Genomic DNA, 12,119 nt, shown 5'->3' with positions numbered 1-12,119 from the left:
ATCCTCCCGCTTTAATAACCTTGGTTCGTTCCGCCCGTCACGATCGCGATAGACGAGCTCGCGCCGAGTCTGGTCGCGCCTGCTTGAATCAGCTTGCGGGCAACCTCGAGATCTCTTACTCCGCCTGAAGCTTTAATGCCCATCTCCGGTCCGACAACGTGCCGAATGAGCGCGATGTCTTCGATCGTCGCTCCTCCGGTGCCGAAACCGGTCGACGTTTTGACGAAATCCGCGCCAGCCGCCTTGCATAGCAACGACGCCATGCTTTTCTCTTCGTCGTTCAAATAACACGTTTCGATAATGACTTTCACTGCGGCTTTGCCTTTGCAAGCTTTGACTACGGCTTCGATATCTCGCGATACGGCGTCCTTAAGTCCCGATTTCAATGCGCCGACGTTCAACACCATGTCGATCTCGGTCGCTCCCGCTTCGATCGCGTCGGTCGCTTCCGCCGCCTTGATCTCGGTACGGCTTGCGCCTAACGGAAATCCGATTACCGTCGTCACCCCGACGTCGCTGCCTTTCAAGAGCTTTGCCGCAACCGGTACCCAGAACGGATTGACGCACACGGTCGCGAAACCGTATTGTTTAGCTTCTTCGCAAATGCGAGTAACGTCTTGTTCCGTACTTACAGCGCTTAACAACGTATGGTCTATCATCCCTGCGATTTGTTCCGCTTTCATCCGCACCTATCCATCCTCTATCTCTTTGATTTATCGAGCAACGCTTTGGCCGTAATTTGATCGGTGACAAGCGTGTTGCCGTATCTTCCTTTCAATGCTCCGTAGATCGCGTTCACTTTCGATGCTCCGCCCGCGACCAGTATCGCGTGCTCCTTATGCCGAAGTTCCGCCAATTCGATCCCGACGGTCCTTTCGTTGAGGCCCGGCAAACAAATTTCGCCGTCTTGATCGTAATAACGGGAGCAAATATCGCCGACCGCCCGCGTCATAACGATCTCAAGCTCATCCGGACGCAGATAGTTCGAATTGATTAGCACCGAATCCGGAGTAGGCGCTCCCGCCGTAAATACCGCGATGTTCGCGTTCTTCCCCATGTCCATGACGCGGCGGATGTGCCGATCCGTCATCATGGCTTGTTTCACGAGGGTCTGATCCACGATCGCAGGCAAATACATGAAATAAGGAACAACCCCGAACGCTTTGCCGAATAAATGGACGATCTCGGAAGGGGAAATCGAGATATCCGCATCGCTAACGCCTCCGTTAAGCTGCACGACGAGCGAATTTTTAAGCGACTTCGACTGCAGATGGAGGGCCACTTGATACATCGTCGAGCCCCAGGAAGCTCCGATCGTGTCGCCGTCCTTCGCCAGGTTCATGATGTAATCGGCGGCGGCTTGGCCGATATATTTCTTCACGATGACTTCGTCATAAGTAGGAGTAAATGCGATGATGACCTGTTCGAGCTGAAACTTCTCCTTCAGCTTCTTGCGCAGCTGCTCGATGTCTTTGGTCGGGTCGTGGATCTCGATGTTCACGATGCCTTCCGACTTCGCCTGCTGCAACAGCCGGGAGACGGTCGGCCTCGATACGCCGAGCATTTCCGCGATCTCGCTCTGACTGTAGTCAAGCTGATAATACAGCTTGGCGGCCTCGATTACTTTTTTGATTTTGTCGGATTCCAACAATTGTCACACGCTTTCATAGGGCAGAATTTTGAAATTATGTTCACCCTGGATGAAATTATGTTCTACTGCGCCTATTATAGCCCATTTAATGCCTTTCCGCTAGGTAAAATTACGCATAAAAAGCCGACGCTCGCTAAGGAGTGTCAGCTTTCCTCGCACGGATTTTAGCGCATTTCCAATATACCCTTACGCCTTCCATTCTATTCCACGAGAAACCCCGTTTCGCTCCTACGACGCAGAGAACCGCCGGGTGATTACCCGACGGTTCTGTTATTATCCAATGCTTATTGCGCAAGGCGCATAGCCAAGTTGTAAAGATCGATATTGAATGATTTCTTCGTGGAGACGACTTTATCGATATCCGTGGCGACGAATTCGCCTTTAATGATGCCGATCGCTTTGCCGGAATCGCCTTCTTGCAGCTTTTGCACCGCGTAATCGGCGAGCTGGCTAGCTAGGATGCGGTCGTTATGCGTAGGCGAGCCGCCGCGCTGAATATGGCCGAGCACCGTAACGCGAGGCTCGATGCCGCTGAATTCCGTAATGCCGCGGGCGATGTCTTCTCCGGAACCGACGCCTTCGGCGACGACGACGATGCCGTGGCGTTTGCCTTTGAGGAAGTTATCCTTCATGCGCAGCGAAATTTCCTTCACGTCGAACGGAACTTCCGGCACGAGAATCGCTTCCGCGCCGCTCGCAAGACCGGCGTAAAGCGCGATATCGCCGCAATGGCGCCCCATTACTTCTACGACGGATGAACGCTCGTGCGACGTCATCGTGTCGCGAAGCTTATTGATCGCATCCACTACGATGCTGACCGCCGTATCGAAGCCAATCGTGAAATCGGTGAACGGAATATCGTTATCGATCGTGCCCGGCAAGCCCATCGTTTTGATGCCGAGCTTGCTCAGCTTGTTCGCGCCTTGGTAGGAGCCGTCGCCGCCGATGACGACCAGTCCGTCTATGTCGTGCTCGCGCAGCACGTCCGCTCCGCGTTGCTGGCCTTCCGGCGTCATGAACTCTTTGCAGCGTGCCGTCTGCAGAATCGTGCCTCCGCGCTGAATAATGTCGCCTACGCTGCGCAAATCCATCGGACGCAAATCTTGATTCAACAGTCCTTGATAACCCCGTTGAATACCGAATACTTCCAATCCGCGGTATAATCCGCTACGCACGACGGCGCGAACGGCCGCATTCATCCCTTGAGAATCTCCGCCGCTCGTCAAAACGGCAATTTTTTTCACTGCACTCATTTCCGATTCCTCCTAAATAGTGTCCAAGCCCTCAAAGGGCCTTTCTTATCCAATGGCTGTTCAGCCAGAAAAACACGCGCGTCCAAGGACTTCCTTTCATGAGGCGCCTTGCGGTCACCTTGACGTGATGCTGCCCCTTCACCTTCGGATCCGACAAATACACCGCGACGAGACCTTCGACGATCATGCGATGGAATTTGCTGAATGGCAAGTCGTCGGCAGACCTTCTCGCCGATTGCACCATATTAGCCAACCTGTCGCCCATCACGCCCTTATCGGCGTAATAGCTGCAGAAATTCAGATCGCCGCCAAGCTCGTCTTCCGCCTGATCGATCAAGTAATCGAGCAGGATATGTAAGCCGCATATCGACGGAAAATAATTATCGCGGATCCGCTTCGCTTGACGAGCGTCCAGCGACGCGTCGCTAGCGGACAAGAAGAGCATGAACACGCCTAGCGTAGATCCCGTGGCCGCCGCGAACTCGTTCCACATGAGCTCGGGATAGCGATCGGCATAAGCCGCCCACCACGATTGAAGCGCGGGTTCGCGCTTATCGCAGGCGATATGCTTGTATACCTGCAGATCTCCATATAGCTGCACAAGCTCGCGCACATGATGTTCGACATGCGAATAAGCCGGCAATTGCGCGATCGACGCTTGGCACTGCGCGACTAGCGCGGACAAGTACCCTCCGTCGTCTTGCTCCGTTCGAAGCGCATAGTAGTTACGTTGCGCCGCTCCCTGAGTAACCGCATCGAGCATGCTCTGATGCAACAACCTAAAATCTTCCGCATCGAGCGACGTGCTTCTGTCGCACAAATTGTCCAAATAATCGCTGATCGTCTGTAAAGCGACGATTAGCGGAATAAGCACATGACGCTGCTCCAAGTTAGCCGCGGCATATACGCCGCCGCCCTCGCAATGGAATTGCTTCGTCGTCATACTATCGATAGCTTGCTTGCGAAGCTCGGGATCGGGAATCGCTTCCGCCACTCGTCGCCAACGCGCAAGCTCCGCTCTTACTTCCGGCAACACGTACTTATACACTCTCGTCATCAGCGTGAACGGTCCCTTGGGCGTTCGGCCCGACAATAGCTCTTTACCGTCCATTCCGGTCGATACCCTCCGCTTGCTCGATCAGCCATGCCGTTTGCTTTCGCGATCTAGATCTTGCTGCGTTCGGAACCAAATATGCAAATCGTTAATTCGACTTGCCAGTTCCGCGATGTCGCTGTTCAGCACACACGACGCGGCAAAATCTTCTTCCTCGTATAACATCGACTGCTTGATCTTAATTTGTTCTTCGAAACGCTTCACATGATCGGGAATGTTGCCGCGAATGTGTTCCCATTGCGCGAGTATGGCCATCTGGCGCCCTAGCTCCAGAGAGTCCCAATCCTCCATAAGACGGGGCACGCGAATCCCAAGCCGTTCGTTAAACGCGAATTGGCTATCCAGCCAAGTTCTCTCTTCCGCCTGCATGCGCATCATTCACCTATCTGGAACCTTTGAAAACATATCATTTTCTAATTTATCATTTCGCGACAACGAAATCCAGCACAAACCTTCCGTTATTCAACCGCGTTATAAGTGGAAATCTGATATAATACAAGCAATATTGTCGTCTTTGTCAGTCATTTCATGTCCGCGGAGCGTGTATTGATGAATCCTTCCAAAACGATGAATCCCGCTAACGAGCCGGTCTCGCTGAGGCGGCTTTTCCTGTTTTTCATCCCGATGGGCGTTTCCGTATTGTTAATCAACCTGTCCCACGTCATCATTAACGGCACGCTCGCCCGCTCCCACTCCAGCGCCCAAGAGACGATCATCGCCGGGTATGCGCTCGGGATGAGCTTGCTGACGGTATCCGAACGCCCGGCGGTTCTGCTTCGACAGACGTGTTCCGCGCTCGTTCGAGACCGTCTTTCGTTCCGGGCGGTCGCGCGCGTCGCCGCGTACGTATTCGGCGTCGGACTATTGTTCGGCGCGGCCGTCGCCTACACTCCGTTGGGCCATTGGATATTCGGAGGCGCTTTCGGCGCCGATCCGGTCGTTGAACGCGAAGCGATCGACACGTACCATGCGCTCATGTTTTTGTCCGTGTTCTCCGGATTGCGTTGCTTGTATCAAGGCATCATTATTTATAAAATGCGGACGCGCTGGCTCACGATCGGCATGGTGTTCCGGTTATCCGGCATGTTCGCGCTATCGCAATACTTTCTTCACGTCGGCGTACATAGCGCTTTGCAAGGCGCAACCATCTTCTTGTTCGGGATGATCATCGAAGCGACGATCAGCTGGATGGAAGCGCGCCGATTGCTTAAGGAGATGCCCGAAAAGGACGAGCAATGCGAAGTAACGCAGCCTAAACAAGTATTGACCTTCTATAATCCGTTGCTCTACTCCGCGCTCATCGTTGTCTGGGTAAGCCCGATCTTGAACGCTTTGCTGGGCACGACCGAGAAAAGCTCGCTTACGATCGCTTCGTTCGCGGTCGCGGGAAGCTTGATGAACCTCATGCTTGGCTTCTTCACTTATTTTCATCAGATTGCCCTGCTCTTCGTCAAGACTCATCCGCTTCTCGTACGCAAGTTCACGCTTATGCTCGGCTTTATCCCAACAATAACGATGTCGATCATGTGCTTTACGCCCATTGGCTCTTGGATGTTCTCGCATGTTCTCGGAGTCAAAGACGAATTGCTTCGGGCCAGCATTCACGCGCTTCGCGGCTTCCTGCCGCTCGTGTTCGTCTTCCCATGGCTCGATACGCTTAACGGTATCGTCATGGCGCACGGGGAAACTAAGCTCATGTTCGGCTCACAGCTCGCCAACGCGATTACGACGGTCGCTACTATCGTTGCGTTAGCGTTCGCGTTGCCCGATTGGAACGGCGCGCTCGGCTCGATGGCACAGTCCGGCGGCGTTGCCGTAGAATTGGTATTTCTTGCTTGGTTGTTCCGGCGCAATCACCGGGCGGCCAAGTAAATCGAAGTTCATCGTATAGGGGATTATTAAGCAATGGAAAATCAACCGTTTAATGAAAAAAGCCAGCTGTTCATTCTTCGCGGGATGCAATTCACGAACTACGCGTTCATGGTACTCTTGATTTCTTATTTCCCGCTCTACTTCGATAGTCTGGGCTTCTCGAAATTCGAAATCGGCGCCATCTACTCGATCGGTCCAATGCTGTCGATCGTCTCCAACATCGTCGTCGGCATCGTAAGCGATCGAACGCAAAACCTGCGAAGAATTTTGAGCATCCTGTTTATGGGTCAAATATTAGGACTCGCATTGCTGCTCCCGCAAAAAGAATTCGGCATCATGGCGGGCATCATGGCGTTCTTCTACTTTTGCCAGACGCCGATGAACGCGATGATGGACAGCATCAGCCTACTTGCCGCGCAACGAATGAACCGGAGCTTCCCTTCCATCCGGATGTTCGGCTCGCTCGGTTACGCCGTATGCGCTGTACTATTCGGATATATTTTGAAGCATTACGGCTCGGATCAGACGATCGTCATCGGAATTGCCGTCGTTGTCGTGTCGCTCGTCTTTTCCTTGCTCGTCGGGAATTACCAAGCTTCGCTGCGCAAATTCGAATTCGGCGGCCTCGTCAATATTTTCAAACAGCGGGAGACGATCGCGTTCTTCGTCATGATCATGTTGGTTTCAATCGCGCATCGGATCAATGAAGGCTTCTTGGCGTTGGACATGCGGGAGCACGGCGCCGACGACTCCGTCATCGGCCTCGCGTCGCTTGCTTCGTCCGTTAGCGAAATCCCGATGTTCTTCTTGCTGGCGAAATTCGGTCATCGGTTCCGCGAGCTGCCGCTGCTCGCCATTGCAAGCGCCATGTACGTCGTTCGATTAAGCCTGCTCAGTCTTGCTAACGAACCGTGGATGATGGTTGCGCTACAGACGATGCATAGCGTCACCTTCGCCATCTTCTACATTACCTCGTTGCGGTATTTGCAGATCATTATTCCGGACGAATTCCGTTCCTCCGGGCAAGCCATCTTCGCGGTCGTCTGGAGCGGCTTGGCGGGGGTAGCCGCCGGCACGCTCGGCGGTTGGTTGATCGATGCGATCGGCTTCTCGTCGGCGTTCAAGTTGGGCGCGTTGTTTGCTTTCTTAGGTGCGGCTGGGTTTTTGCTGATGCATTATCGGAAGTCATCCGTTTCGTAATCGTCGATTTAAACTTTGTGCCGGGTATATATCTTCTTCCGCTGCGGCTTCACCCCACAAAGTGAAGTTAATCTCCGAAGAATATTCCGATATACCCTTTTTAACTGTCCGACTACAATAACGCACAATATACCACCACGCAAAAACGGGTTGGAGCGGAAACACCGCGCCAACCCGTTTTTATTGTTAGTTATGAGGCCCTACTAATCCCTTCAGCCGGTTTCGGCTGTTTGAAGCTCCCATACCGCTTCGTCCATTCTAGTTACGCTGACGCGGGAAATGCGCAGATGATCTGTCTCTTCGATCGTGAACCGGAGACCTTCTTCCGATTCGACGTATTGGTTTTTCTTCGGAGGGCTCTCGATCTGGGAATAGATCCAGCCGCCGATCGTATCGTAATCGTCCGTCGGTATATCGAGGCCGAAAAAGCTGTTCACTTCTTCGATCAGCATCATGCCGTTAATGGAATAAGTGCTTTCGTCGCGCTTCTCGACATCGGGACGTTCTTCATCGAATTCGTCTTGGATTTCGCCTACGATTTCTTCCATGATGTCTTCCAGCGTTACGAGCCCGGCGGTGCCGCCGTATTCGTCGATCAAAATGGCGATTTGCGACTTCCGTTTCTGCATTAGCTTCAGCAGCGCGCTGATCGGCATGCTTTCGGGAACGGTCGTCATCGGACGCATGATCTCGCGAATATCGTGAATGGCGTCGGTCGCTTTCAGAAGGTCTTTAATATGAACGAAACCGATGATATTATCTTTGTCTTTATCGCACACCGGGTACCGGGTATGCATTTCGCGCAAGGCGATTTTTTTGTTTTCCTCGAAAGGAAGATTGACATACAAGCACATCATCTCGAGACGCGGAATCATAATCTCCCGGGCGTTCGTCTCCGCGAAATCGAAGATGTTGCCCACGAGCGTAAGCTCCGTATTGTCGATCAAACCGCTCTTGTGGCTTTCTTTGACGAGGATGCGGATCTCTTCCTCCGTATGCGCGGAGTTGGACTCTTCGGCCGTATTAATGCCGAACGGTCGCAACAAGATGCCGGCTGTACCGTTCAATAACCAAATAAATGGTGTCATCAGCTTACGGAAAAACATTAGCGGAGCCGCCACCCACAACGTAACCATCTCGGCTTTGCGGATCGCTACCGTCTTCGGCATCAATTCGCCGAGCACGATATGCAGCAACGTAATGAACGAGAATCCGATTAAGAACGCTAACGGGTGAATAAACTTTTCGCTCACATTAAGCGATACGAAAAGCGGTTCGAGCATTCTCGCAATGGCGGGCTCGCCGATCCAACCGAGTGCCAAGGAAGCTAACGTAATTCCCAATTGGCATGCCGATAAATAGGCGTCCAGATGGTCCATGAGCTGCGACGCGCGTTTGGCGCGCGAATGGCCTTCTTGAACCAACGATTCGATTCTAGTGCCGCGTACTTTTACCATCGCGAATTCCGCGGCCACGAAGAAGCCGTTCAAAAATACGAGAAAAGCAATCAAGACCAAGTTCACGCTTAGCGGAAAGGGGTCACCGTCCAAATAATCCCTATCCCCGCATTCGAGAGAGGATAGGTACACCTCCTTTAATGTACATTAATGCTTTACTATAGCTTAGACGGTTTACAGCGGACCGTCAAACGCCGGATGCCACAGCAATTTGCCGTAGTACCCATCTCTATTCGCTCCTGCCTGCCTCCTATGCCGATTTTTCGGACCTTAAGGCGGGAAATCCTCGATTCCAACGATTTTACTCGTATAACCTGCGAACGATTCTAGTACAAGGGTGCTTCTATAGTCGAATTGCGACCTTGCTTCTTCGCTAGATAGAGCGCTTGGTCGGTCGCTTGCACCCATTGCTCCAAGCTGGCATCGGAACTTTGTTGCCTCGTCCCCACGCCGACGCTTATTGTTACGATCGCGCCTTCCGCGGCGCCTTCATGCGGGATTCCGCATTCCTCGACCGCCTTACGGATCCGGTCCGCGACGGATTTGCCGGCGTTGCGATCGTATCCGGGAAGCAAGACGGCGAACTCTTCTCCTCCGTATCGGTAGGCGGTTCCGCCCGCTTCGTTCGCTACGCCTTCCACGAGCTTCGCGATCGTCTGAAGACATGCATCTCCGGCTTGATGGCCATAGTGATCGTTATAGTCTTTAAAGCTGTCGACGTCCAGCAGCACTAACGATAAATGTCCGTTATCTACGCTCGCCGCATTCCAACTTATGAGTATTTGCTCGTCGAAAGCGCGTCGATTCGAAATGCTGGTCAATCCGTCGAGCCTCGATAGCTTCTCAAGCAGCGCGTTCGCTTCCGTCATCTTCCTCTCGGCTTCCTTGCGCAAGCCGATGTCCCGGCAAATGATAAGCACGGCCGGTCGGCCATTATAAGGAATGCCGATCGCCGTTACCTCCACGTCTATGACAGAACCGTCGGGCCGCACGAACTGCTCGTCCATCGTGCCGACTTCGGTTTCCTTAATCGCGCTCTTCGCCCGCTTGGCAACGACTTCGGCAAGATGCGGCGGAACGAACTTCATGACGGGTTGACCAATCAACTGCGAGGTATGCTCGATCCCCATAAGACCTAAGCAAGCCGGATTCGCGAACACGATTATGCCGCCCTGGTGGACCGCTATCGCATCCGGGGAACTATCGATCAGTCTTCTATACCGGCGTTCGCTCTCGATCGTTGAACGCAATGCCCTGCGCGTCGTGCGGAACAGGAATCCGTTCGCCAAGATGGCCAGCAACGAGATGAAGATCGTTAAATAAGAGTTAGAGACGCAAATAATAACGATCAATCCGATAGAGCAAATATAGATCATCGACAATCGCCGATCGGTGCCTCGAAGCATGGTCATGCCTCCATCGCTACGCTTTGTCGGAATGGATCGACTACTGTCATTTTACACGAAGATCGTACGAAAATGCTAGGTTTTTCCTATTGTTAGGTGCGTTTGCGCTTCATTTGGTTCAAGCGGATTTTGTCCTCCGTGCCTTGCTCGGTCGCTTCGTAGAACGTGCGTCCAGCCAGCTTGTCCGGCAAGTAATTCTGGGCGACGTAGTGACCCGGATAATCGTGAGGGTACAAATAGCCGACATGTCCGAGCTTTTTGGCTCCGCTGTAGTGACCGTCCCGCAGATGGAGCGGCACTTCGGCCGTTTTCACCTCGTCGAACGTCGACATAATGTTGCCGATCGCAACCGCGACCGCGTTGGATTTCGGGCTCTCCACCGCGAATAATATCGCTTGCGAGACGATGTACTTGGCTTCCGGCCAGCCGATGCGATGGTACGCCTCCATCGCGCTGACCGCCTGCACCATGGCTTGCGGATTGGCCAGACCGATATCTTCGCTGCACGCCACCGTCAACCGGCGCAGGAACACCATAGGATCCATGCCGAGCTTCTCGACCGCGTACAAAAACCAGAACAACGCCGCGTCGCTGGAGCCTCGGACGCTCTTATGAAACGCCGACAGCACGTCGTACTGCGTCGATTCGTCCGCCTGCACGCTCGGCTGGCGAATGGACTCTTCCGCGACGTCGAGCGTAACGCGAACCGTGCCGTCGAGCTGCGACGGCGTCGTGACCGCCGCAAGCTCGAGCGCGGTCAGCGCGCGGCGAATGTCGCCGCTGGCCATCGCGGCGATATGCTCCAGCGCTTCCTCGTCGATGGTCAGCTTCATGAAGCCGAGCCCTTTAACCTCGTCCGCGATCGCGCGACGCATCGCGGCCATCGCGTGGACTTTCGTCAACGGCTCTAACCGGAACAACGTCGATCGGGACAGCAGGGCTCCGTTCACCGAATGGAACGGATTTTCGGTCGTCGCGCCGATGAAAATAATGGTGCCCCTTTCGACCGCCGGCAATAACGCGTCTTGGCGCGCGCTGTTAAAGCGGTGCACCTCGTCCAGGAACAGTATCGTTTTGCGCCCGTACAAGCTTTTGTTCTGCTCCGCCTGTTCGATCACTTCGCGAACGTCCTTGACCGAAGCGTCTACCGCGTTAAGCCTCACGAAGTCGCCCTTCGTCTGCTTCGATATGATGTGCGCTAGCGTAGTCTTGCCGCAACCCGGAGGGCCGAAGAGCAAAATCGAGGAAACGACATCCCCTTCGATCGCCCTGCGAAGCAGCTTCCCTGGACCGATCAAATGCTCCTGGCCTATATATTCCTCAAGCGACTCCGGACGCATTCTGTCCGCGAGCAACCTCGCCCGCGGCTCCGAGTCCGCCCGGTAGCTGAATAAATCCATCGTATTCCCGCCTTTCTGCTGTTCTTATCATAGCAGATCGGGGCGGTTACAGAAAGACAAACAGGAACGGGCGTTCCCTCACAATCGGGCTAGAGCCGCGACTACCGCCGATCTGCGCTCGCGGATGTAGGTTCGAATGCGACTACTAAGTCGAGTCGGGCCGTCAAGCGCGCGATCGCCCTCTTGGCCTTCGGCTCATGTATGGCGCGGATGAAAGCCGTCAGTCTTGCTTTTTCCGAGGCTCCGCCGAACCGATGCTCATAACCGGATAGCAGCGACTGCTTGCGCTCGCCGGTTCCCGGCACGTACAAGCCGAAATCCGAGTTGTTGCTCACCGCATAGAACAAAGAGGCCGCGCCAAGGCCGCGTCTACGGAAGAAAGGCTGCCCGACGCCTTCGATTGCCAAATACAACCCTGCCGGAAGGCCGTTAACGACGAGCCTCACGTGCCTCGTCGTGGGAGAAGGTACGCCGATCTTATTGAAAAAAGCGAAAGAAAGCGCGTTCCTGATCATTGAAGGATCGTCGTATTCCGCATTGAAGTGGGTATGTCTGCCGTTCTCGGAGATTTCGTACGATCGCTTAGGGTAATTCCTTGTATGTCCACCACGGTATCGCACTTTAACCTGTACGGAGCGCTCGCCTTCGCGTAGGCTCGCGTCGACATAGCGCTCGCTCCATAAGTTTCTCTCCAACGCCGCGATCGCGGACTCGCTCATTCGCAGCTCCATGACCGGTACAGTCAAGCCGACTCCGCCTTTCCGCC

General features: G+C 53.9%; 11 protein-coding genes. 2 read left to right on the top strand and 9 right to left on the bottom strand.

All coding sequences use genetic code 11. The features are described from left to right. Window positions 1–11: 11 nt before the first annotated feature. From deoC to ACFPQ4_RS06680, 5 genes are all read right to left on the bottom strand, one after another. Window positions 12–683: a deoxyribose-phosphate aldolase gene (gene deoC / locus ACFPQ4_RS06700; RefSeq protein ID WP_378111010.1), complete on the bottom strand. Its 672-nt coding sequence runs from the start codon at window positions 681–683 to the stop codon at window positions 12–14. Between the two features lie 17 nt (window positions 684–700). Beyond that, a complete protein-coding gene (locus ACFPQ4_RS06695; protein ID WP_378111106.1) occupies window positions 701–1,648 on the bottom strand; it encodes a sugar-binding transcriptional regulator in 948 nt (315 codons plus the stop codon). A gap of 287 nt (window positions 1,649–1,935) precedes the next feature. Next, on the bottom strand, window positions 1,936–2,904 hold the full coding sequence (gene pfkA / locus ACFPQ4_RS06690; protein ID WP_378111009.1) for a 6-phosphofructokinase: 969 nt from the start codon (window positions 2,902–2,904) through the stop codon (window positions 1,936–1,938). A 31-nt stretch (window positions 2,905–2,935) separates the two neighbouring features. Then, window positions 2,936–4,015, bottom strand: a complete 1,080-nt coding sequence (locus ACFPQ4_RS06685; protein WP_378111008.1) for a tetraprenyl-beta-curcumene synthase family protein — start codon at window positions 4,013–4,015, stop codon at window positions 2,936–2,938. A 27-nt stretch (window positions 4,016–4,042) separates the two neighbouring features. Then, window positions 4,043–4,387: a hypothetical protein gene (locus ACFPQ4_RS06680; RefSeq protein ID WP_378111007.1), complete on the bottom strand. Its 345-nt coding sequence runs from the start codon at window positions 4,385–4,387 to the stop codon at window positions 4,043–4,045. 180 nt (window positions 4,388–4,567) lie between these two features. Between ACFPQ4_RS06680 and ACFPQ4_RS06675 the strand changes: the two genes are divergently transcribed. Then, complete coding sequence (locus ACFPQ4_RS06675) at window positions 4,568–5,890, top strand: multi antimicrobial extrusion protein MatE (RefSeq protein ID WP_378111006.1); 1,323 nt, start codon at window positions 4,568–4,570, stop codon at window positions 5,888–5,890. 33 nt (window positions 5,891–5,923) lie between these two features. Continuing rightward, the gene (locus ACFPQ4_RS06670) at window positions 5,924–7,090 is read left to right on the top strand and encodes an MFS transporter (RefSeq protein WP_378111005.1); all 1,167 of its coding nucleotides are present in this window, start codon (window positions 5,924–5,926) and stop codon (window positions 7,088–7,090) included. A gap of 212 nt (window positions 7,091–7,302) precedes the next feature. Here the strand turns inward: ACFPQ4_RS06670 and ACFPQ4_RS06665 are convergent, their stop codons facing one another. The 4 genes from ACFPQ4_RS06665 to ACFPQ4_RS06650 form a co-directional block, all read right to left on the bottom strand. Next, on the bottom strand, window positions 7,303–8,640 hold the full coding sequence (locus ACFPQ4_RS06665) for a hemolysin family protein (protein ID WP_378111004.1): 1,338 nt from the start codon (window positions 8,638–8,640) through the stop codon (window positions 7,303–7,305). A gap of 233 nt (window positions 8,641–8,873) precedes the next feature. Then, on the bottom strand, window positions 8,874–9,953 hold the full coding sequence (locus ACFPQ4_RS06660) for a GGDEF domain-containing protein (protein WP_378111003.1): 1,080 nt from the start codon (window positions 9,951–9,953) through the stop codon (window positions 8,874–8,876). 92 nt (window positions 9,954–10,045) lie between these two features. Next, window positions 10,046–11,353 (bottom strand): replication-associated recombination protein A, encoded by a 1,308-nt coding sequence (locus tag ACFPQ4_RS06655; RefSeq protein ID WP_378111002.1) that lies wholly within the window; start codon window positions 11,351–11,353, stop codon window positions 10,046–10,048. A 101-nt stretch (window positions 11,354–11,454) separates the two neighbouring features. Continuing rightward, window positions 11,455–12,099 carry a CotH kinase family protein gene (locus tag ACFPQ4_RS06650; protein ID WP_378111001.1) on the bottom strand — a complete coding sequence of 215 codons (645 nt, stop codon included), beginning with the start codon at window positions 12,097–12,099 and terminating at the stop codon, window positions 11,455–11,457. Window positions 12,100–12,119: the final 20 nt, after the last annotated feature.

The organism is Cohnella yongneupensis (genome assembly GCF_042655785.1).
In the GTDB taxonomy this organism is placed as follows: Bacteria; Bacillota; Bacilli; order Paenibacillales; family Paenibacillaceae; genus Cohnella; species Cohnella yongneupensis.
This window is presented reverse-complemented; position numbering and strand designations above follow the sequence as displayed.

Excerpts from the sequence above, each read along its gene's own strand:
- deoC (WP_378111010.1), bottom strand. The coding sequence starts at position 683 with ATGAAAGCGGAACAAATCGCAGGGATGATAGACCATACGTTGTTAAGC.
- pfkA (WP_378111009.1), bottom strand. The coding sequence starts at position 2,904 with ATGAGTGCAGTGAAAAAAATTGCCGTTTTGACGAGCGGCGGAGATTCT.
- ACFPQ4_RS06685 (WP_378111008.1), bottom strand. The coding sequence starts at position 4,015 with ATGGACGGTAAAGAGCTATTGTCGGGCCGAACGCCCAAGGGACCGTTC.
- ACFPQ4_RS06680 (WP_378111007.1), bottom strand. The coding sequence starts at position 4,387 with ATGCAGGCGGAAGAGAGAACTTGGCTGGATAGCCAATTCGCGTTTAAC.
- ACFPQ4_RS06675 (WP_378111006.1), top strand. The coding sequence starts at position 4,568 with ATGAATCCTTCCAAAACGATGAATCCCGCTAACGAGCCGGTCTCGCTG.
- ACFPQ4_RS06670 (WP_378111005.1), top strand. The coding sequence starts at position 5,924 with ATGGAAAATCAACCGTTTAATGAAAAAAGCCAGCTGTTCATTCTTCGC.
- ACFPQ4_RS06660 (WP_378111003.1), bottom strand. The coding sequence starts at position 9,953 with ATGCTTCGAGGCACCGATCGGCGATTGTCGATGATCTATATTTGCTCT.
- ACFPQ4_RS06655 (WP_378111002.1), bottom strand. The coding sequence starts at position 11,353 with ATGGATTTATTCAGCTACCGGGCGGACTCGGAGCCGCGGGCGAGGTTG.